Source organism: Cohaesibacter celericrescens (genome assembly GCF_002866925.1).
Classification (GTDB): Bacteria; Pseudomonadota; Alphaproteobacteria; order Rhizobiales; family Cohaesibacteraceae; genus Cohaesibacter; species Cohaesibacter celericrescens.
In genome coordinates this window covers 200,269-222,985 of record NZ_PKUQ01000016.1, presented here as the reverse complement: position 1 = coordinate 222,985, position 22,717 = coordinate 200,269, and the positions used below count along the sequence as shown (strand labels likewise).

The 22,717-nt window shown below is 50.6% G+C and carries 13 protein-coding genes; 6 read left to right on the top strand and 7 right to left on the bottom strand.

Annotated elements, in window-relative coordinates:
• Window positions 1–222 precede the first annotated feature (222 nt).
• Complete coding sequence (locus tag C0081_RS08915; RefSeq protein WP_101533731.1) at window positions 223–1,407, bottom strand: cysteine desulfurase family protein; 1,185 nt, start codon at window positions 1,405–1,407, stop codon at window positions 223–225.
• Between the two features lie 325 nt (window positions 1,408–1,732).
• Here C0081_RS08915 and C0081_RS08910 point away from each other — a divergent pair, with 325 nt between their 5' ends.
• Complete coding sequence (locus C0081_RS08910) at window positions 1,733–2,437, top strand: alpha/beta hydrolase (protein WP_101533460.1); 705 nt, start codon at window positions 1,733–1,735, stop codon at window positions 2,435–2,437.
• A 75-nt stretch (window positions 2,438–2,512) separates the two neighbouring features.
• On the opposite strand, the gene C0081_RS08905 is transcribed toward C0081_RS08910, so the two are convergent.
• Window positions 2,513–3,652, bottom strand: coding sequence for an anhydro-N-acetylmuramic acid kinase (locus tag C0081_RS08905; RefSeq protein ID WP_245417897.1), 1,140 nt, complete (start codon window positions 3,650–3,652; stop codon window positions 2,513–2,515).
• 157 nt (window positions 3,653–3,809) lie between these two features.
• On the opposite strand from C0081_RS08905, the gene tyrS reads away from it, so the two are divergent.
• A complete protein-coding gene (gene tyrS, locus C0081_RS08900) occupies window positions 3,810–5,066 on the top strand; it encodes a tyrosine--tRNA ligase (protein ID WP_101533459.1) in 1,257 nt (418 codons plus the stop codon).
• Window positions 5,067–5,223: 157 nt separating this feature from the next.
• On the opposite strand, the gene C0081_RS08895 is transcribed toward tyrS, so the two are convergent.
• Window positions 5,224–8,667: a YhdP family protein gene (locus C0081_RS08895; RefSeq protein ID WP_146006429.1), complete on the bottom strand. Its 3,444-nt coding sequence runs from the start codon at window positions 8,665–8,667 to the stop codon at window positions 5,224–5,226.
• Between the two features lie 274 nt (window positions 8,668–8,941).
• Between C0081_RS08895 and bcp the strand changes: the two genes are divergently transcribed.
• The 3 genes from bcp (at window position 8,942) to C0081_RS08880 (ending at window position 12,159) form a co-directional block, all read left to right on the top strand.
• Complete coding sequence (gene bcp, locus C0081_RS08890) at window positions 8,942–9,427, top strand: thioredoxin-dependent thiol peroxidase (protein ID WP_101533457.1); 486 nt, start codon at window positions 8,942–8,944, stop codon at window positions 9,425–9,427.
• A gap of 294 nt (window positions 9,428–9,721) precedes the next feature.
• Window positions 9,722–11,146 carry a M23 family metallopeptidase gene (locus C0081_RS08885; protein WP_101533456.1) on the top strand — a complete coding sequence of 475 codons (1,425 nt, stop codon included), beginning with the start codon at window positions 9,722–9,724 and terminating at the stop codon, window positions 11,144–11,146.
• A 251-nt stretch (window positions 11,147–11,397) separates the two neighbouring features.
• Entirely contained in the window at window positions 11,398–12,159 is a 762-nt protein-coding gene (locus C0081_RS08880; protein ID WP_101533455.1) for a VHL beta domain-containing protein, read from the top strand.
• A 107-nt stretch (window positions 12,160–12,266) separates the two neighbouring features.
• On the opposite strand, the gene prfB is transcribed toward C0081_RS08880, so the two are convergent.
• The 4 genes from prfB to C0081_RS08860 form a co-directional block, all read right to left on the bottom strand.
• Window positions 12,267–13,401, bottom strand: a protein-coding gene (prfB, locus tag C0081_RS08875) for a peptide chain release factor 2 (protein ID WP_101533729.1) whose coding sequence is annotated in 2 segments (ribosomal slippage) — window positions 12,267–13,331 and window positions 13,333–13,401 — 1,134 coding nt in all. Because the reading frame shifts where the segments join, the coding sequence is not laid out codon by codon here.
• A gap of 103 nt (window positions 13,402–13,504) precedes the next feature.
• Window positions 13,505–15,955, bottom strand: a complete 2,451-nt coding sequence (locus C0081_RS08870) for a penicillin-binding protein 1A (RefSeq protein ID WP_101533728.1) — start codon at window positions 15,953–15,955, stop codon at window positions 13,505–13,507.
• 389 nt (window positions 15,956–16,344) lie between these two features.
• A complete protein-coding gene (locus C0081_RS08865; RefSeq protein ID WP_101533454.1) occupies window positions 16,345–17,577 on the bottom strand; it encodes a cation:proton antiporter domain-containing protein in 1,233 nt (410 codons plus the stop codon).
• 133 nt (window positions 17,578–17,710) lie between these two features.
• The gene (locus C0081_RS08860; protein WP_101533453.1) at window positions 17,711–19,072 is read right to left on the bottom strand and encodes an N-acetylmuramoyl-L-alanine amidase; all 1,362 of its coding nucleotides are present in this window, start codon (window positions 19,070–19,072) and stop codon (window positions 17,711–17,713) included.
• Window positions 19,073–19,778: 706 nt separating this feature from the next.
• On the opposite strand from C0081_RS08860, the gene C0081_RS08855 reads away from it, so the two are divergent.
• Window positions 19,779–22,697 carry an Rne/Rng family ribonuclease gene (locus C0081_RS08855; RefSeq protein WP_101533452.1) on the top strand — a complete coding sequence of 973 codons (2,919 nt, stop codon included), beginning with the start codon at window positions 19,779–19,781 and terminating at the stop codon, window positions 22,695–22,697.
• The last annotated feature ends 20 nt before the right edge of the window (window positions 22,698–22,717 follow it).

The window sequence follows — 22,717 nt, the reverse complement described above, 5'->3', positions numbered from 1 at the left end:
CCGGTCATTGGGCTTAACGCCCATTTCCTGCTTCATCTAAGATCCAACGCTGGTCCGTTGGCAAAACAAAACCGTTCCGAAATGCTCGATTGCAGACTTTTGAAGCATCTCATTTTGTTTTGATGCCGCCTAAAAAGTAAAAAGGTCGGCACATCCAATTTCATATCTGGCCCCTTGGCATTGGGCTTCTAGCCTAGTGTATAGGCTATATATGCGAGCCAATCACGCATGCACAATGCCTCGGCTCGTCTTTTGTGAGTTTTTCGTACATATTTTAGCAAGTTGGGCAAGGAGTGCGTCAATATCACCCGACACACTGTTCCAACCAAGACTCATCCGAATTGCTGAATTGGCCAAATCCGCGTCATACCCCATCGCAACCAGCACATGGGATGCAGCAACCTTCCCCGACGAACAAGCAGAACCGGAACTAACTGCAACGCCAGCCAGATCCAGCTGGATAAGCGTCGTGTCACCCTTCAGTCCGGGAATCGCAAACTGGCACGTATTAGCCACCCGTGGTGCGGACTGACCAAAAATTTCTACACCCGGCGCAATCTGCAACAAACGTGCTTCAAAGTCATCTCGTAAGCTTTGAAGTCGGCCTATGCCTTGCCCTTCATCAAGTGAGGTAAGCGCACAGTCACAAACAGCGCCAAACGCTGCAATACCGGCAACATTCTCAGTGCCCGCGCGAATACGATTTTCTTGCGGACCACCAACGATCAGAGGCTCCGGTTCCAGACCGTCACGCGCCATAATCAGCGCGCCGACCCCTTTGGGGCCGCCCAGCTTGTGAGCAGACAAAGACAGACTGGAACACCCAATCCGGGCCATATCCAGCGGAATGCGACCAGCCGCCTGAACGGCATCGAGATGGAAATACGCATCATACTCTTGCGCCAAAGCTCCGATTTTCTCAATCGGTTGAATAACGCCGGTCTCACTATTGACCGCCATGATCGCAATCAAAGCACGCCCATCGGTATGATCGTGACTGGCAAGAATCGCTCTCATCGCATCCAAATCAACCAAGCCAGAAGGCAGCACGGGAAAATCGCTCCGGGCCTCAGACATAAAGCGCCCACCACTCAACACCGACGGATGCTCAATGGCGCTACAATAAAGATGTGATGCGGGCGCCGGTTGATAGGCCTCAACCATACGAGGTGTCAGTGCAAGCATATTCGCTTCGCTGGCTCCAGAGGTAAAGACCACCTGCGCAGCTTGCGCACCGACCAGTGCGGCAACTTTTTGACGCGCGGCCTCAATCAAAGCGCGCGCAGCCCGCCCTTCCCGATGCACCGACGACGGATTCCCAACCACATCCCAAGCCGCAATCATGCTATCGCGAGCTTCGGGCCGCAAAGGCGACGTTGCATTGTGATCAAGATAAACGCGTTGCATCAGACCATACTTTTCTTGCGTAACAGTTCGGCTTAGCCCCTTTGCCAACGAAGGCATAGGCACCCTGCAAACATAAATTCAGGCAAATAGTCCAAAAGACTTGAAATCAGACCAATTCTTTGTGCTATGAAGAGCGTACAAATGGATCATCGCGAACCCAGTTTTGAATAGTTCTAAATTGAAGTTATAAAACTTGTCTTTTCTAGTCAAGTTATATCCCTTTAGCGATCCAACGATAATATGCATTTACACATATTTGTCGTTCGGCAAAGCAGGGGCGCTGTGATTAATAGCAACAACCAAAAACAAGAGGACCGGGCGCTTTATGCCAGAGGTGATCTTTAACGGCCCTGCGGGGCGCTTGGAAGGCCGGCTCCATCCTGCGAAAAATCGCAAGGCCCCCATAGCAATTGTTCTCCACCCGCACCCCCGCTTCGGCGGCACTATGAACAACGAGATTATCTATAATCTCTATTATATGTTCGCGCGGCGTGGTTTCACTGTTCTGCGATTCAATTTCCGTGGTGTGGGACGCTCACAGGGCACGTTTGACCATGGTGTCGGCGAATTGTCAGATGCGGCAGCAGCTTTGGATTGGGTCCAGTCATTCCATTCTGAAGCCCCCGGAGTATGGATCGCCGGGTTCTCCTTTGGCGCTTGGATTGGCATGCAGCTGCTCATGCGCCGCCCGGAGGTAGAGGGCTTCATTTCGATTGCGCCACCAGCCAATCTCTATGACTTCTCTTTCCTTGCCCCCTGCCCGTCTTCAGGCCTGATCACTCATGGTGGCATGGATAAGGTCGTGCCGCACAAGGATGTTCAAGCGCTCGTTGACAAGCTCAAGACACAAAAGGGCATTATCATCGATCAGGAAATCATCCCTGGTGCAAACCATTTCTTCAAAGAAGAAACCGATCAGTTGCTGAATGTCTGCGCAAATTATCTTGACCAGCGCATCGGTTTTGATCCAACGACTCTTGAAGACGTGATTGAAAGCGATGATCGCGGTGAAGTGCCAATTCACCTCTAGGTTTTTCTCATTTTGAACATCAAAAAGCCGGGTCATCGAACCCGGCTTTTTCGTCTGCTCCAGCCAATAAAGCTGTCACATCAGCAAAGGCTCGACCAACACACCACCAGTCAGTGGTTCGGCCACCCCTGTGGTTTTTGGGAAAGTCAGCGGTAAGCCAAGCCTGGACCGTACAGCCAAATAGGCAAAGGCTTCGGCTTCCAGAGCATCTCCCTGCCAACCAATTTGATTGGCCAGCATGACTGGCGACCCCAACGCATCCGACAACAATCCCATCATGTGACCATTGTGTTGACCGCCGCCACACACCAGCACCAGATTGGCTGCCTGCTCTTCCTGTATTTCCATATGCTCCAAGCCCAGACAGATGCTCTCAACAGTAAAAGACGTCAACGTGGCTAAAGCATCCTCAAGAGCCAATTGCGAAATAGGAGCAAGATCAAACGCATTACGATCCAGAGATTTGGGCGCAGGAATTCTGAAATAGGGATTGCCAATCATCGTAATGAGAGCCATGAAATCCACCTGCCCGGCAGCCGCAATCCTGCCCCCCTCATCCATTGAGCGATCGGTGTGAGCTTGCACCAGATCATTGATCAGCGCATTTCCCGGACCACTATCAAAAGCCGTCAGATCGCCATCCTTGCCAATCCAGGTGATATTCGCAACCCCACCGATGTTGACCACCGCCATCGGCAAAGACAGATTGTGAACCTCTTGCAACGCCCTATGATAGATCGGCACCAAGGGAGCGCCTTGCCCACCGGCGGCAACATCGGCCGCCCGCATATCAAACACCACCGGCAATTGAATTTCATTGGCCAATGTCTGCCCGTTACCGATTTGTATCGTCACGCTATTTTGAGGATCATGCCAAACTGTCTGACCGTGAAACCCCACCACATCGGGCGTTATACCTTGCACCTCGGAGGTGGCCATAAGCTGTGTCACAGCTTGGCTATGGGCCTGCGTTACCAGCGCCTCTGCCTCACCGAGACAGCCGGGGCGTGCCTCTCTATCGGTCAGCCCTTGCGCATCCTCCATCGCCTGCCGCAACAAAGCCTGTTCCTGAGCATTGTAGGGCCTGAATGACGAAGCAATTGACCTGACAACAGACTCTCCATCCGTCTCGATCAGGGCGGCGTCCACACCATCACACGACGTTCCGCTCATCAATCCCAGCGCATGTGTCAGTTTTTGATCGTTTTTTGCCACTTTTGTCCCCTTCAAATCAGATGCAATGGTGATCTTGGCCTAGAACTCTGCCAATAATTTTGCTAGACAACCGGCCTGTAGTTGATGCGCGCCGCCTTACCAAGTGCATTTGACCAACTTTGCGGTAATATTTGTTTAATTAAGGAGAAAAGCGGCCATGACCGCCTTCAAATCCGAATTTCTTCACACTTTGAATGAACGTGGCTTCATTCATCAGTGCTCGGACCCGGAAGGGCTGGACCAACTCTTTTGCAATGAAACGGTTACCGCATATACCGGCTATGACTGCACAGCACCGTCTGTGCATGTCGGAAATCTGGTTTCCATGATGATGCTGCACTGGCTGCAAAAAACCGGCCATCGCCCCATTGCCTTGATGGGTGGTGGTACAACGATGGTAGGCGATCCGTCGGGCCGCGACGAGACACGCCAGTTGCTGACACCGGAAAAAATCCAGTCCAACAAAGAAAGCATCCGGGAGATTTTCTCCAACTTGCTGACCTTTGGCGATGGTGCAAAAGACGCCATTCAGGCAGACAATGCCGACTGGCTGCTGAAACTCAATTACATCGAAATGCTGCGTGATGTTGGCTCCAAATTCTCCATCAACCAGATGCTGGCCCGCGATGCGGTGCGTCTACGTCTGGAGCGAGAGCAGCCTTTATCCTTTATTGAATTCAACTATATGATCCTGCAAGCCTATGACTATACGGTTCTGAATAAGGAATATGGCTGTCGTCTGCAGATGGGCGGCTCGGACCAATGGGGCAATATTCTGTCCGGCATCGACCTCTGTCGCCGCATGAACGGCACCGAGACATTTGCGCTGACCACCCCCCTGATCACCAAATCCGATGGTTCCAAAATGGGAAAATCGGTTGATGGCGCGATCTGGCTGCGTGGTGATATGTACAGCCCTTACGACTATTGGCAGTTCTGGCGCAATACCGGCGACGCTGATGTTGGCCGCTTCCTTAAGCTCTACACCACTATGCCAATTGACGAGATCAAACGCCTTGAAGCACTAGAAGGCAATGAGCTGAACGAAGCCAAGAAAATACTGGCAACCGAAGCCACAGCCCTCATTCATGGCCGCGCTGCGGCTGAACAAGCGTCAGAGACAGCTCGCAAGACATTTGAAGAAGGCCAAGGATCAGCGGCCAATTTGCCGTCTGTGGACATTACCGCCAGCGATCTGGAAACAGGCATCGGCATTCTCAGTGCTTTCGTGACCGCCGGTCTAGCCAAATCCAATGGCGACGCTCGTCGCTCTATCAAAGGCGGCGCGCTGAAGCTCAATGACAAGCCCGTCAGCAGCGACAGCCTCACATTGACCCAAGCGGATCTGAATGATGACGGTGTCATAAAACTGTCGATGGGCAAGAAAAAACATGTGCTTCTGAAAGTGATCTGATTAAGAACCACAGACATTTGAAACCAATGCTCGACAGTTGGATAAAAGCTCAATCAGAGTGATCTCCCAAATGATACGAGATATCTGGTTCAATTTACAAAAAAGGCACCTATTCAGGTGCCTTTTTATTTGCCCAATCCGAACGAAGAAGCAAAGATCAATTGAACTCAAACATTTTGCGTAGCGCTCCAGGGGCAAGCAGAGAAGCCGGATTAATGACCACCCGAGGGTTGGACATATTGCCCTGAATTTTATAGGTGATGCCAAGCAATCCTTCATTCTTGCGATTGCCCAGCGCACGGCCCAGAAGCGGGATTCGACTGAAGAAATTATTCACCCCGTAAGCTGGAATATACGTCCCCGATAGCGCCAAACTCTTAGAGCCCATATCAACGGTACCCCCGACGGTTGCGCCTAGCACAGGGCCCTTCACCACACCATTGATGATGGAATAGACCCCCTTTTTCCCCGAGAAGGTCATGGTGAATTTATTGAAATTACCATTGACACGTTCGACCGATTTTTTCGTCAACTTCTGCTTTTCCACTTGGCCACTGATATTAAAGTCTTTAAAAAACACCGAGCCGGTCACATGGTCCCAGCCATTTTGCAAAACAATAGACAAAGCCAAACGGCCTCCTAACACACGATCTATCGCACCAAAGAAGCGCAACAACGCCCCTGCATCATCACTGTAGATATGCACCGTCGGCCGTTCACCCGCTTTTGTGGTCACATCAAGCTTGGCGCGCCCATCCAACAGCCCTTTGGCTCGAATGCTTTGGTCCTTGCCATTGATCACATGCTGGGTAGCAGTAAGATTGACAATCGAATGCCCCGACAGACCAATCACCTTTTTGATGTTGGCATTTAAAACATAGCTATCTTTGGATAGATTTTCATTCGTACCATTCAACGGGTTAGCCATCAGCTTACCGCGCAAATCCAACACTTCACCGGTCAAACGGATGGTGTAAAAATCCTTTTTGCTTTGAACGGCATCAATGCGTAGTCGATCACCCCGGCTCAAATGCAATTTGGAAATGGTAAGCTTTTGCAGGCCGTCGGCCTTGGAAAGATCTGCGCTTCCAGTCGCAGAGAACCCATCCCCCTCGACGCTCACAGACCTAACTTGATAGCTATCTCCCCTCTGGATCAGATCAAATGTCGCTTTTCCGCGCACATTTGGTTTTTTGCTCCAGCCGATTTCTCCGATTGCCAGCAGCGCCTTGGTCAAATCAACTTCCACTCGGGTCACGTCCTGTCTATCGCCCCCCTGTTTGACTTTCACCATGACCGGTCCGCGCAGCCATTGACTGATATCCAGCCCCATTTTCCTGCGATCATCATCCGAAAGCAAAAGCTCAAAGTTAGAAGCAAACGACAAGGAATCATCGGTGGAGGTGGTTAAATCGAGACGCGTGACCAGACCGTCGATAGTGCCCGCACCTGCGATATCAACACGGGTGCCGTCAGTGTTTATTGTGAGCTCGGCTTTTTCAATTTTACGACTGCGGATGGGCTTTGCACTGGAAAAATCTTTCAGATCGACCTTGGCGCTATAGTCGACATCTTCCTTCTTTAAATCTTTGATAAAGGGAAACCGGACCATTACCTTGGCGCTTGCTTTGCCTTTAAGGCCTGAAGCGGTTTGTTTTTCTGATCTGAGAACATGCAAAGGCTCGCTATCGACAATCTCACCCAACGCAGAGGCTGTGCCTTCAGCATCGATCACCACCACACCGGTGGCAGGCTTTTGTGAATGATCAGGAATTTCAAACTTGCCGGAATTGATGCCAAAATGCCGCCCCTGTTTTGTTACAAATCGGCCATCCTCAATATTGGCAACAAAAGTCCTGCCAGTAACGACGCCGCTGCCGTTCAACTTTTCAGCTGGAGGAAGATCGCCAAATCCTTTTATACGAAGGTCACGAACACCAAAATCCACCTGCACCGCATCATCCGGCAGAACCAAACGCCCTTCCTCATTGCGCTCAAACATGCTTTCCGAAAGAGCCACCTCGATGGTGCCGCCTGTGGTTTTCCCCGCCTCGACATTTTTGATGATCCATTCACGGGCCCCATTTGCAATACTGACGGGCCACATGTGAGAAATGAGATCATAAGGCATTTCTGAGAAAACAAATGTCATCCCGGCGGTCAACTCACCATTGACCAGAGCCATAGACCCTGCCCCTTGCAGCGACCCTTCATCGGCGAGCACACCAAACCGCTCGATTGTTCCGATGCCACTCTCCCTGCCGACTTTTGCCTGCAGGATCAGATTTTTCACTAATTTTGGTGGGTTCGGATTATCCCGCGCAGCGAGTTTAATATCCTCCCCCTCAATCGCTATGCGTATATCACCATCACGCTTTTCAGGCCAAACGGCGACACCCCGAAATTCGCCGCCCGTCTCGCCGAAATAAACCATCCCTTTCTCCAGACGAAGGGCCCGCAATTCAGGCTCCCAATCCAGACGAAAGCTGGCTTCATCCAGCAGCGCTATATCATCGTCGCCAAAGTCCAAACGACCTGCGCCAACATCCAGTGCAACCGACACGTCCACCAACGCCCCTTTGAGATCGAAATCCAACCGCGCCCCGCCAAAAACGGGGGAAGAAAACTGAAATCTCTGACTCTTGTCAGCAAAGCGAGGCGCAAGATCAGGCAAGGAAACATCAGCAAACCGGAACTCAATAGAGCGTCCCTCCACGCCCCTCTCTTCTTTTGAGAGCGGAAACTCCGCCATTGCAAACCCAATGCGCCCATGATGACCGTTCACCGCAAAATCGATACGCCAAAGGTCATCTTTCTCACCAGCGGGATTGTAAGAAAAAGCAACTTTTTCGAATTTCCGCGTCTCTTCCGCAATGTCATCTTGGAAGTGGATTTCGGTATCCTTGATAAGGATGCGGGGAGGCCGTTTACTCAAATCATCATCAGCCAACGGCTGAATGGCACGACGCATGGAATAGATAAAGGAAACGAACTCAGGTTCATCAGGATCATAAAATATGGCCTGCGAACGCACGGGAGGGCCCATAGGTTCACCAACCGAACCGGGGTCCTGCCCGGCAATCAGAAAGCGGCCATTTTTATCGCGCTGCACCCGCGCTATCATATTGGGAATAAAAACCATACTCGGGCGCAGTTGCTGCTTGAAAAGAGATAAAATATCCACTTCCAAATCAATCCGGGCTGCGGACAATAGCAGCTGCTCACCCTCTCGCAACTCAACCTCGGACAAGCGAAGCGCAAGCCCACCATTCTCGGCGAAGCTGATTTGTGCATCATCCAGCAGCAAAATCTGGCCCGGCGGCAAGGCCGCAGCAGCAGCTTCCTCAATTTCGCTAACAAAGGAACTAACAGACAGCGGCGAAACAAAAAGGCGCAGAGCGGTCAAACCGATCAATAGCAGCAAGACCAAAACAAGACCGGCGCTCGTCCATACGAACCAGCGTTTCCATGATGATTTCTTTTGGAAATTGTTTACACCATCCGACGATGAAGACGTGATCGAAGGTTCGAAGCCATCCGCTTCTATTCCTTGAGTGTCGGAGGGCTGGGCACTATCATGCGCCTTTGAACTGTCAGCCAATTCGATCAAGTCTCCGTATTCACTTTTCAACCCACACACACTGTTCCGAAATACAACGCTGCACTGTTCTGTTATGACAGATTCGACACGCTCACAAGAGGCATTCTAACGGGAAGTGAGCACACACACGCCAAAGTCGAACAAAACCACCCAATTAGTTAGAACGAGAAGTGGTCAGAATAATGACAAATCACGTATCAACAACGCTAATCAATATTTGACCAAGTCCACACAAGCACCTTCGCTACACGATCAAGTCGAAAAGGATAGGAAAATGATCAAACAAGAGCTCCCTTTGCAGGAAGGAAACGCAGCACCCGATTTTTGCCTCCCCACTGGTGGTGGCGGAGAAGTCACTCTCAGCGATCAACTTGGATCCCCAGTGATTGTCTATTTTTATCCCAAAGACAACACACCCGGATGCACCACAGAAGCGCTGGATTTTAGTGCGCTGGCACATGAGTTTTCCGAATTGGGTGCGAGAATCATCGGCATCTCTCCGGACAGCGTAAAAAAACACGACAATTTCATCGCAAAACATGACCTTTCGATCCTTTTGGCAGCCGATGTCGAAAAATCTGTTTGTGAGACCTATGGTGTTTGGGTTGAAAAAAAGATGTATGGCAAAACCTATATGGGGGTCGAACGAAGCACATTTTTAATCGATCAAAATGGCAAGCTTGCTCGCATCTGGGCCAAAGTGAAGGTGAAGGGACATGCAACAGAAGTGCTTGAGGCCACGCGGACCATCACCAAATAGACGGCATAGGCAGCTTTGCGTTTGTCAGAAGAGAGCAACCTGCCCTTTAGTGTATATTAGAGAGGAAAGTGGGACGGTATAAATTAGTGCTGTCACGCTATGCCCTTGATCAAGAGTCTGCATTCTGATTAACCGTTAACAAACCAATATTCGCAGATGCAAAGCTAACCCACGGTTTTTGCGCGACTTTAAGAGTCACATCCTCATCACCCAAATCCAGATGTAAACCAAATATTAACCATGCACACGCTCTAATGACACCAACCATAAGCCCGTATGTGAGTTGGGATATAGATGCTGTCTCAAGGTAGAAATCGAGAATTTGGGCGCCGCAAGGAGCCTCACCGGATCATTATCGCCCACGGCGAAGTGGTACAGGATTTTACCATCCGTCCATGGGTCATGTCGAGCGTACTCACGCTTGGCGCAATATTCAGCATTCTCTATCTGTCAGCGACCACATACTTAGTCTTTCGCGATGAAATCATTAGCTTTTCTCGCTCCGACAAGGCACTCATGCAAACCGCTTATGAAGACCGCATTGCCCAATTGCGCTCTCAATTGGATCGTGTTGCCAGTCGGCAAATGATCGATAAGCAAACAATTGAAAACCATGTTCAGGACTTGATGCGCAAGCAGGCTGACTATGAAGCCTATTCTTCCGTGTTGGAACCGATTCTCAAAAAAGCCCGCAAAGCCGGTATGGAGATTCGCTCCAATGTGACCGTGCCAATTCCACGCACCGCACCTTGGCGTCAAAAAAACAGCGCAGAGCAAGCGTTGGCGCCACAGCAAGCCATGCCAATGGCTTTGGCATCAGCCTCAAGTTTTGCTCCATCCCAATCGAGTATTTCCAACCGGTTCAAAGACCTCGCAAATCTCGGGTTCCGGTCTTCACAGCCAATTATTCGCGCAGAAGAACACACGGGCTCCATCGCTGTCGCTGCGGCTCAACCTCTCGATCTGGAACCATCTGAAGCATCAATTGTGGATGCACCCGAAGTGACATCAAGCGATCAGACCATCGTCAAACTGGCAGATGCCGCGAGCCGTCTGGAAACAGAAATGCTCGATAGCCAAGCCATCTTGCACAATCTACTCAAAGACTTGCGAAACAAAACTATGCGTGTTGAGCAACGTGTTGCTGCATTGGGTGTCACAATTGATTCTCCAAAACCGGCAGCAATGGGCGGTCCTTTCATCCCCCTAAGCGGGGATGTCAATCAAGATACAATTGCGGAAGATGCTGAAAAAGTAGAGGTAGCGCTGGATCATTTCATGCAACTCAAGCGCAGCGTCTATAGACTGCCTATTTCACACCCTCTGCCAACAGGCCGCTTAAGCAGCCGTTTCGGTATACGCAAAGATCCATTCCTCAACCGCATGTCAATGCATGCAGGTATCGATGTTGCAGACAAACATGGCACCCCCATCCGGGCAGCAGGATACGGAACCGTCACTCATGCCGGTCGCAAATCTGGCTACGGGTTGATGGTAGAAATTGATCATGGCAACGGCGTCATTAGTCGCTACGCCCATATGAGCAAAGTGCTGGCCAAAAAAGGGGAAAAGGCCAGCAAGGGCACCATTTTGGGTAAAGTAGGCACAACAGGGCGATCCACTGGCCCCCACCTGCACTTTGAGACCCGTGTGCACGGCAAGGCCGTCAATCCCTATTCATTCCTTGTTGCAGGACAAGAGCTACGCAAACTGATCTAATGAATAGAACCAAACTCTTGTAGCCTTCTTGCTTTTGAAATTTTACAATAAACCATTCAAATGCATTGGTAGTCCAATCCATATACTCGCGTCGCAGGCATCGGACACGTGCCCAAGCAAGAATACCCTTCATTCTTGCCATATATGCTGTCCGTCCAAAACAACCAATTTGATCATTTCATAAAGCATCAGCAGCTTGACCCAGTAAATACGATTGATAGAATAGTATTTTTACTTAAAGGCTGAGTGCAATGATTATGAAAACGACCAAATTTAGAGCCTCAGGAAGCGCCATAATTGTCGGGTTGGCAACCGCCCTGAGCACACTACCAATCCAAGCCAAAGCATTAAACGCCGGATTGTCCATAGAGGCACCCAAACAACAAGTCCGAACAAACGATGGTCGCATTGTTGTTGCCCAAAGCAGCGCGGTTAACGGACACAACGTCAACACGGTTTCCTATCCGGGGGGGATTTTTGCTCAACGATCACGCCGAAACTGGACCGAAACCAACGGCGATGGCACATTTCATTTCAAAGAAACCGGCAGAGATGACTGGTCTGTCTATCTTTATGATGCAAGCAGAAACACCGAAATTCAACTCGATCTGCACCGCAAACAGATTCTGTTCAGCGCCAGAGGCAAACGTAAAAAACCGCTGTATCGCATTTCCTCAAGCACAGCAAAAGCGACAAGCAGACCAAGACCTGTGCGCAATAACAGCTGCCAGACTCTCGGCAACCAAATATCAAGAAATTCCAATCGCCCTGTGACTGTAAAGTTTGTCAACCGCTCGGGTGAGTTTAGGAGCGTCATGTGGATCGACTTCAAAGGTCAACCAACCCATTACGCCGACCTCAACCCAGGCCAGTCATTCACCATCAACACCTTCGTCACCCACCCTTGGATGTTTACCGATGGTCCGGGCAATTGCATCGAAATGTTCATGCCAAAGCGCGGCTCTAGAACATTCAACATCAAAGCCCGAAGCCCTGGGTTTGGACCTGAGTAGGCCAGCGCACTTACTCACAAGAACCAAACCGCAGTCAAACAGGCAAGAAAAAGCCCGGAACAAACCGGGCTTTTTATTATCGAACCTCTCGAGCGAACCCGATCCAATCAGACCAAGTCATCGACCGCAGCATCTTCGTCGGTGCCATAGGCGCGTTGTGCGAGAGAAGCCTCCATATAGGGGGCCAGAGCACCGTCCAGAACATCTTGAGGGCTGGTGCTCTCGACGCCAGTGCGTAGATCTTTGACCAACTGATAAGGCTGCAGAACGTATGAGCGAATCTGATGCCCCCACCCAATATCGGTTTTGGAGGCCGCTTCAGCACTGGCTTTATCCTCACGGATTTGCAGCTCACGCTCATACAACCGCGCCTTGAGCATATCCCAAGCCTGTGCCCGGTTTTTATGCTGTGAACGCTGGTTTTGACATTGCACAACGATTCCCGTCGGCTGGTGGGTGATGCGCACTGCAGAGTCGGTGGTATTAACATGCTGTCCACCCGCACCTGACGCGCGATAGGTATCAATGCGGCAATCACTTTCATTGATTTCAATATCAATGGAGTCATCAATAACCGGATAAACCCAGATGGATGAAAAGGAAGTATGCCGCCGTGCCTGACTGTCAAAGGGAGAAATTCGAACCAGACGATGTACACCGGCTTCCGTTTTGGCCCAGCCGTAGGCATTTTCACCTTTGACCATAATGGTTGCGGCTTTAATGCCAGCTTCTTCGCCCGCGGTGATGTCCATCAATTCAACCTTGAACCCGGACTTTTCCCCCCAACGGGTATACATGCGCAGCAACATCGAGGCCCAGTCTTGGCTTTCTGTGCCACCTGCACCGGAATGCACTTCGATGTAACAATCCAAGCCATCTGCTTCGCCTGATAGCAGCGTTTCAATCTGTTGGCGATTGATCTCAGCTAGCAGGTTAATCAGAGTTGCTTCAGCATCCGCCACGATATCGGCATCGCCCTCCATTTCACCCATTTCGATGAGCTCGATGGAATCTTCAAGATCCTGATTGGCTTTGTTATATCCATTGATTGCGGTCTCCAGCTTCTGACGTTCTTGCATCAGTTTCTGTGCCTGCTGTGGATCATTCCAAAGATCGGGATCTTCTGCCAGATTGTTCAGTTCGAGAAGGCGTTTTTGAGACACATCCCAGTCAAAGATGCCTCCTCAGCAGAGCAAGACCCTGCTTGATTTCATCAACCACATTTTGAATTTCTGCGCGCATAATCTTCACTTTTTGCAAATCAGAGTGCATGTCTGGGTGATAAGATAACAAAACGGACGCGAGCATTGCCGCATCCGTTCTGTATCAAGAACCCTGTGACGCTTTAATACAGACCACCGGTTCCCTGCGTCAAGGCCTGTTCGGCCTCCTGCGCTGAAACGGGACGTCCCATATCTTCTGTAAAGCCAATAACGGAATAGCTATCTGGCGGAGTGGTGCCGGGCTTGAAAGCCTCCAAAATGACACCACCATCACTGCTGGCTGATGCCCTCAAACCGGTGCGACGGTCAATTGGAATAAGCTGCAGACCTTCCGGAACCGGGAACGGTTTCTTGGGATGATCTTTCAAGGCAACCTTCATGAACTCGGTGAAAATCGGCGCAGCCAAATGACCGCCTGACGCGGCTCGACCCATGGGGCGAGGACGGTCATAACCAACATAAACCCCAACCACTAGATCAGGGGAATAACCAACAAACCAAGCATCGCGTTCATCGTTGGTGGTACCAGTCTTACCAGCAATCGGTTTACCAACTTCCCGAACAATCGGTGCCGTGCCGCGCAAAACCACACCTTCCATCATAGACGTGATCTGATAGGCGGTCATCGGATCAAGCACCTGTTCGCGATTGTCGACAATTACAGGCACATCCTGATAGTTCCAACTTTGCACATTACAGTCTTGGCAAATGCGCGCGTCATGGCGATAAATGGTCTTGCCATAACGATCCTGAACTCGGTCAACAAATGTAGGGGTAATCCGGCGTCCGCCGTTGGCCAACATGGAATAGGCCGTCGCCATACGCATGACGGTCGTTTCCCCTGCCCCCAATGCCATTGAAAGCACGGGCATCAGATCGTCATATATGCCAAAGCGCTGCGCATATTCAGCAACAAGAGGCATTCCCATATCTTTGGCCAAACGAACTGTCATAACGTTACGTGACTTCTCGATACCTAGACGCAACGTCGAGGGGCCATAAAACTTTCCGCCATAGTTTTGTGGTTTCCACAAACCCTGGCCACCACCCTGCTGGATTTCAATCGGAGCGTCCATCACGACACTGGAAGGGGAATAGCCATTGTCCAGCGCAGTCGCATACACAAAAGGTTTGAAGGAAGATCCAGGTTGACGGTAGGCCTGCGTCGCTCGGTTAAACTGACTTTGTGCATAGGAGAAACCACCCGCAATGGCGAGCACACGCCCGGTAAAAGGGTCCATCGCGATCAAAGCACCAGACACTTCCGGCACCTGCTGCAAACTATAGACCCCACCTTTTTTCTCAGAGACATAAACAACGTCACCGGGTTTCAACACGGTAGAAACGTCTTTGACAGCCTTGCCTTTTAGGTCACCTTTAGCCCATTTGGCCCACTTCAAATCACTCAGAGGAATAACCCCTGTAGCCCGTTCCTCAGAAACGGCACCATTGCTGCCAACTTCAGGGCGAACACCGATAGCGGCATCCTTGCCAGCAGCAGACAAAACAACGGCCAATTTCCATTCAGGAATATCTGACAGCGGCTTGACCTTCGCCAGCGCACTGCCCCAATCACCTGAGATATCCGAAGTAGCCACAGGACCGCGCCAACCTTTGGTCCGATCAAATTTGATCAAACCGTCATTCAGTGCTTTGCGAGCTTCAACTTGGAGCGGAACATTCAGCGTGGTACGGACCGATAATCCGCCGTTATACAGCTTCTCTTCGCCAAATTCCTCATCTATCCAACGACGCACTTCTTCAGCGAAATAATCCGCTGCAAAGATGTGCGCTCCGCGTGTCCTGAATGTTACTTGCAGATCCGAAGCCTTGGCCTGATTTGCCTCTTCAACTGAGACATACCCATTGTTGACCATTTGATCGATGACCCAATTGCGTCGTTCGATGGCTTTTTCCGTTCGGCGAATTGGGTGGTAGTTATTTGGCGCTTTTGGCAGGGCAGCCAGATAGCCGATTTCAGCCAAGGTCAATTCATGCACGGATTTGTCAAAATAATGCAGCGCAGCAGACCCGATACCATAAGACCCAATGCCAAAGAAAATCTCGTTGAGATAGAGTTCGAGTATCTCATCTTTAGAGAAAGTCTGCTCGATACGCATCGACAGCAGCGCTTCTTTGATCTTGCGCTCGTAGGACTGCTCTGATGTCAGAAGGAAATTCTTGGCCACCTGTTGGGTGATTGTCGACGCACCAACCGGCCGACGATTGCTGCCGTAGTTTTTGATATTGGTAAAGACCGCACGCCCGATACCCAAAAAGTCGATACCGGCATGCTCGTAAAAATTCTTATCCTCAGCAGACAGAAACGCTTGTTTCACCTTGTCGGGAATTGCCTGAATAGGCAAAAACAATCGTCTTTGCCTGGCATATTCAGCCATCAACTGCCCGTCCGCCGCATGGATGCGTGTCATAACCGGAGGCTCATAGTTCCGCAACGCTGTGAAGTCAGGCAGCCCCTGCATCATCGAATTGAGGAAGACATAAACGGCCATCGCCACGACCACGAACATAACGGAACCCGCGGCAAACAAGAAGCCGAAGAAGCGCCAAATTATCATACTTGTTCCTATATTCTCACTACAGCGTATATCCGAAAAGCGACTTGGCTCTTCTGACAGAATTACGCGCGAAAACAAAATCCTTAAGCACTTCCCACGATTCAAAATCGATAAAAATGCCCCTGCTCAGCATTGCTTCATAGGCACGAAACGCCCTACTTTCGGCCACTGCACCCTGTTTACCGGCTGATTGAAATTCGAATCACGCCTTGCAAATCCACACCCCGTGTCGCAAGGGCAAGATTTATTCTGCCCGCCCTCATTTTGCAACAGTCACACGACATTGGGGCAGTAAAAGGGCCATGATAAGCAAATAATCTGTATCAAACGGCGCAAATCACCAACCAAACACCTCTGTACCAACCACATATTGGCCAATCGCGTTAAAGTTCTGAAGCCTTCTGATTCCGAGCCTGTTTTTCCAACATATCAGCCTTTGCCAGCACCCTGCTAAACGGGTGAGTAGACAAGCCATGCATAAAGACGCTCATCAAAATCGTGCAAAATACAACACCAGCAATATAATCGGCACCGGACACGCCCGCATCCGTGACAATCACAACAAAAACGATACTGGCCAAACCTCTCGGACCAAACCAACCCAAATAGATCTTGGCTGGAAGTGTTTCCCCTGAGCCTGCAAGAGAGAGAATGATCGCGGCGGTGCGGATCACAGTCAAGCTTAGAAAGCCGTAGAGCAGCATCGGCCACTCAAACACCGGCAAAATGGTGTCCAGCATTACGGTTCCAAAAAGCACCCAAACCAGCAGCGCCATCGTTTCGCCGGCTTCAGTTGCTGTGGCGGTCATTTTATGCGAGAGGCGTTTGGTCAATTGCCGGAACATCAGCCCACCACAAAAAGCCGCGATGTAGCCACTGCCGTGTAGTTCTTGCGCGATGGCAAAAGAACACACAGCAAGCGCAATCACAGGAATTTGGTTCCACACCGGATCGATCCAGCCAAATCGAGCAGCTTGTTGCATTAACAGAACGCCAATAGCAACCGTTGCAACACCAACCAATACGCCGATGCTGATTTCCCGCATTACAATCAGAATAACATCTGAAACCGCTAGACCTACCCCAGGAGCAGCAAGAGACAGACTGATCAAAACCAACAGGACAGGCACAGTCATGCCGTCGTTGAGGCCACTTTCTACATTCAAGCCTGTTCGCATATATGTGGGCACCGACTCATCATGTAAACACTCTTTGCCCAATGCCGCATCGGTCGCAGCCAAACAGGTCGCAACAATGGCTGCTTGATACAATCCCAATTGACCGAACATCACCCAGCCCAACAGCGTTCCCAAAAGCATAGCCAAAGGCAAACCCAACAACAGCATACGTTCGGAGATACCGATCTTACGCACCAAGGCAGACCGGTTGGCATCAGCCGCGTCGGTAAACAAAACAAGAGCAAGCGTCCAATCCGCCAATATACGAACCCCACTTGCGTCTACAGTGATATCGATGATCCTCAGCCCCCATGGCCCGACGAGCAACCCGAAGCCAATAAAAAACATAGGCCCGGTCAACAAAGTGCTTCGAATGCGCGCAGAAATCAGGGAAAAGAAAAAGGCAAATGCTGCAAGCACAGCGACATCGGCAATCATAGGGCAATCCTCTCCCGACGGACTAGACTATATGGACCAGAAGCCTCTGGCAGATAAAACCACTCATCACTTGGATCAGAACTCTATTGGAGATCAGCCTCCTATTTGGAATTCCCAATCCAAGGGTGTGCGTTTAGCCTGAGCCAGAGACGAAGAGACCACTCGAGTTGGCAGACTGCCGCTGAAAGAAAGTACGCAGCGACTTGGCGATGGAATCAATTGCTTTTTTGCGCCAAGCCTCAGACGTCAACGCGGATTGGTCGGCATCATTGGACAGATAGCCCAATTCCAACAAAATGCTTGGAATATCCGGCGCTTTGAGAACCTTGAAACCTGCGGACCGTTCAGGGGTCTTGGATAGTTTGATGGATGACTTCAGTGCCCCGACCAATGTACGCGAATAAAGAGAAGAATGATTGGCCGTCTCCCGACGCGTCAGATCAATCAGGATATCGGCGACCACATCGTCCTTTTCTTCAAGTTCCAATCCAGCCAAAAGATCAGACCTGTTTTCTTGCTGCGCGAGTTTGGCCGCCACTTGGTCTGATGCTCTGTCCGAAAGCGTATAAACGGTCGCCCCGCGGACATAGCTTTCACGCACCGTATCGGCGTGAATCGAGACAAAAAGATTGGCGTTATGTGCTTGTGCAAAAGCCACACGCTTGGAAAGGGATATGAACTCGTCTTTCTCCCTAGTCATAACAACACGCACATGCCCATCCGCCTCGAGCTTCTTTTTCAATGCTTTGGCAAAACTCAGCACCAGCTTGCTTTCCTTCAAGCCTCGCTTGGATGTAGCACCAGTATCAATTCCACCATGACCGGGATCCAAGACAACCAGAGGCCGCGCATCAGACCCTTTTTCATGCTCAGGAATCGGTTTCTCACGAACAGGAACAGTTTTTTCCAGTGATTTACCATCCGCTTTGATGCGAATGACATCACGCAAGGCCTGCTCGGAAAATTCTCGTTCACTAACATGCACCAATTCAATAACAGCGCGTGCCGCATTGCCATCCACAGCAGGTAGATTATAAGCCTTGCTCACCTTGGCCGGTCCAGACAAATCCAGCACCACACGAGAACGCGTTTCACCAAAAGATCCAAATCGGAAATTGCGCACCATCGCGCGCTCAACTTGCCCCATGCCATGTGCCATCTGGAATGAAAGGCTCGGCAAATCGATAACCAACCTATAAGGATCGGCAAGCGCAAACACACTGAAGGCAATTGGCTTGCTAACATCCAAAACAAAGCGGGACTCTTTGTTATCTCCCGAAGTCCTTACCGCTGTAACCGTCACGATATCGGAGGAAAGCTCTTGCGAGGAGGCAACAGAACTCACCCCAACCAACATGGCAGCAAACAGACAAAAGCGCACACTCCGTAAAACCGACAAAAAGGCACCTCGCCTCAAAGGAACGCCCTGGCGCACCCCACGACGGCAACTGACTAACAACTCGAACAACATATAAATGGCTCTGCTCAACTCCATAACGTTTGCTAAACCATAATAGGTATCAGGTTAACCCCTTCTTGACATAAACTATATATCTCTTACATCGCTTGGAAGGGAACGTGTAGAGCATCACGGCCGATAAGGCTGGCCAAATCCGTACCAACACTTGCATAATTCTGTAAGGAACCCTACAAAGAAGACAGGTCTATTGTTGCTAAGCAATGATCCGATTCGACATTCTGCATCTTTGAGGGGCAAGGATTTGCCGTACAAGGACAATGCAGAGCGGCGAAAAGCGCATGATGATCAATGCAAATTGATTCCCTAAAACTTATGCAGCGCCGGCGTATTGGACATGCCAAGCCTAAGGCAAATAGCCCTATCCAATCAGGATGTTATCCTGATCTTTAACATATTCGCCATGAGACGGGTCGCGTTGATTTTTTGCCCCTTCATATTGGCCATCTAACCCCATGCTTAGGATGTGTTGTTTTTCACATGCGAGGCGCACGTATTTTGTAACAAGAGGACCCAGCTTGGCTATGTGGACCAAGACGCGACCCAAACCCGGAGATAGCCATGCAGCACGTCTGCAGGCCCCGGAAGTTGGCCGTCTAAATATCCGTCCACAGCGAGAAGCAGGGTTGTCATTAAATAAAAGCGGTAAAGCGCGAACCTGCCGAGTGCCGGAAATTCCGGTCAGAACGGTTGTCGGCGCGCGATTCCGTGGAGACTATTCCCTATGGCAAATCAAATGCTCGTTGATGCGACGCATCCGGAGGAAACTCGGGTGGTTGTCGTACGCGGCAGTCGGGTTGAAGAATTCGACTTCGAGTCCGCCAATCGCAAGCAATTGCGTGGCAATATCTATCTTGCAAAAGTAACAAGGGTCGAGCCCTCTTTGCAGGCCGCCTTTGTTGACTATGGCGGAAACCGCCATGGCTTCCTTGCATTCAGCGAAATTCATCCAGATTATTATCAGATCCCTGTCGCTGATCGTCAGGCTCTTTTGGATGAAGAAAAAAGTCATCATACTGATGATGACGACAATGAAGTTGTTGCGGCAAAGCCAGCTAGAAAACGCAGATCACGCAAATCTGAAAAAGCCGCTCCCTCTGCAACACCTTCTGATGCATCTTCTTCTGAAGCGACTGAAGCCGTAGCAGCACCATCGGAAGACAGCCCTGTCGTCGATGACGCTACGAATACAGCATCCTCAGAACAGGCAGCAAGCCAAGACACCACATCGGATAGCACGACTTCGGAAGACACTGCGTCGAGCGATGATGGCAAAACGCCACCAGCTCAAGCGCACGCGGCCGCTGCAGAAGAAAGCGTTAGCGCCAATCCAGACGAGATCGCAGAAGCTGAAGAGCTCAGTGATAATGAAAAAGTTTCTTTTGTTTCATCCGATGATGATGATGAAGACGATGATGAAAACGGTGACGATGAGAGTGGCGATGTAGAACATGTCGGTGCTGAAGATGCGATGGAAGAAGTTCCAGAGCGCCGCACCCGCCGTCGGTCACGTCAGTATAAGATTCAGGAAGTCATCAAACGCCGCCAGATCCTTTTGGTTCAGGTCGTCAAAGAAGAACGTGGCAACAAGGGCGCAGCCCTGACCACTTATCTATCGTTAGCTGGTCGTTATTCTGTGCTTATGCCAAACACTGCTCGTGGTGGTGGTATTTCGCGTAAAATCACAAACATCGCCGATCGTAAGCGCCTCAAGCAGATTGCCGCTGAATTGGAAGTTGCTGACGGCATGGGCGTGATTCTGCGCACAGCAGGTGCCTCTCGCACCAAGACCGAAATCAAGCGCGATTTTGAATATCTGCTGCGGCTTTGGGAGAATGTTCGCGACCTGACGCTCCAGTCGGCAGCACCGCTGTTGGTCTATGAAGAGGGATCGCTGATAAAGCGATCTATTCGAGATCTATACAACAAGGACATTGATCAGGTTCTGGTCGCCGGTGATGAAGGCTACAAAGAAGCCAAGGGCTTCATGCGCATGCTAATGCCGAGCCATGCCCGCAATGTTCAGCCCTATCGTGAGCCGCAACCAATTTTCACGCGCATGGGCATAGAGCCCCAGCTTGATGCGATGTTTAGCCCACAGGTCACTCTGAAGTCTGGCGGCTATATCGTCATTGACCAGACCGAAGCGCTTGTTTCGATTGACGTCAACTCGGGCCGTTCAACACGCGAACACAACATCGAAGACACAGCCGTTTCCACAAACCTGGAAGCATCAGAAGAGATCTCCCGTCAGCTGCGCCTGCGCGACTTGGCAGGGCTTGTGGTGATCGATTTCATCGACATGGAAGAAAAGCGCAACAATCGGGCAGTTGAAAAGCGCCTGAAAGATTGCCTTAAATCCGACCGTGCTCGCATTCAAGTGGGACGTATTTCTCATTTTGGTCTTATGGAAATGTCCCGTCAGCGGATCCGCACTGGCGTTTTGGAAAGCACCATGGACCCCTGCCCGCATTGTCACGGAACGGGATATGTTCGGGCCTCTGAATCAGTAGCATTGCTTGTCCTGCGCACCATTGAGGATCACCTTCTCAAAGGCGTCACACATAATGTTGTGGTCAAAACCCGCACCAGTGTAGCGCTTTATATTCTCAATCAGAAACGCAACAACCTTAATGAGTTGGAAAGCCGCTTTGGCGCGCATATCTCCATCGAGGTTGACGATGATTTGGAAGGCAAACATTTGGAAATCGAGCGGGGCGATCCACTTGAGGTGCCGATTGCACCGACACCAACTGTTTCCATGTTGACCACTGACGATCTGGATGAAGAAGACGACGACGATCTAGAGATCAATGCTATTGAAGAAAAAGAGCGCGAAGAAGAAAGCAGCTCCAAAAAACGCCGTCGCCGCCGCCGCCGCAAAAAGAGCTCTCCATCTGATGTTCAGAATGCAACAGATGAATCCGAGACAAGCGAGCAGGATGCCGAATCCTCCGAGACTGCTGAAGACATTGAAGCCAAAAGCGATGATGAAGATGAGGACGGTAAACCGAAAAAAAGCCGCCGTCGCGGACGTCGTGGCGGTCGTCGCAATCGCCGCAATCGTCCTGAAGATGGTGAGGCAAATGAACTATCAGCCGAAGGCACTGAAGCTGGCAATAACGCAATTGAGGACGCCACAGATGGATCCTCAGATGACGTCATTGTTAAAAGCGATCAGGGCACTGTAGTGGCAGAAACGCAAGAAACCACTCAAACCGCTGAGGCCAAAGAGGTCAACACATCTTCGAATGAGACTTCTGACGCACCAGAAACATCCAGCCAAGCAGAACAGGCTTCTGATGGGTCACAAATTGAAACCAAGACAGCACCAGCTGCGTCCGAAGTGATTGAGACACCACCTGCTCAATCCGAAACAGTCGCGACTGAGGCAACTCCGGTTGAAACACCGGCCGAACCAGTAGCGTCCGTTGCACCAGCAACACCTCAAATGGAGACCGCTACCGCGGATAATTCCATTGGTGAAAGTGCCGCAGAACCAAAAGCTGAAGCGGATACCAAATCAGCTGCCGAACCTGAAGCCGCTCCTGTAGCTGAAAAGCCAGCAGCCGCAAAAGAGGAGGCACCGGAAGGAACCCGCCCAAAGCGCTCGGGCTGGTGGAATCGATCAGGCTTTCTCTAGGCTTCTTTAAAAGACGATAA

Coding starts and splice junctions, on each gene's coding strand:
- C0081_RS08855 (WP_101533452.1), top strand. CDS start 19,779: ATGGCAAATCAAATGCTCGTTGATGCGACGCATCCGGAGGAAACTCGG.
- C0081_RS08885 (WP_101533456.1), top strand. CDS start 9,722: ATGCTGTCTCAAGGTAGAAATCGAGAATTTGGGCGCCGCAAGGAGCCT.
- C0081_RS08880 (WP_101533455.1), top strand. CDS start 11,398: ATGATTATGAAAACGACCAAATTTAGAGCCTCAGGAAGCGCCATAATT.
- C0081_RS08865 (WP_101533454.1), bottom strand. CDS start 17,577: ATGATTGCCGATGTCGCTGTGCTTGCAGCATTTGCCTTTTTCTTTTCC.
- C0081_RS08910 (WP_101533460.1), top strand. CDS start 1,733: ATGCCAGAGGTGATCTTTAACGGCCCTGCGGGGCGCTTGGAAGGCCGG.
- tyrS (WP_101533459.1), top strand. CDS start 3,810: ATGACCGCCTTCAAATCCGAATTTCTTCACACTTTGAATGAACGTGGC.
- bcp (WP_101533457.1), top strand. CDS start 8,942: ATGATCAAACAAGAGCTCCCTTTGCAGGAAGGAAACGCAGCACCCGAT.
- C0081_RS08915 (WP_101533731.1), bottom strand. CDS start 1,407: ATGCAACGCGTTTATCTTGATCACAATGCAACGTCGCCTTTGCGGCCC.
- C0081_RS08860 (WP_101533453.1), bottom strand. CDS start 19,072: ATGGAGTTGAGCAGAGCCATTTATATGTTGTTCGAGTTGTTAGTCAGT.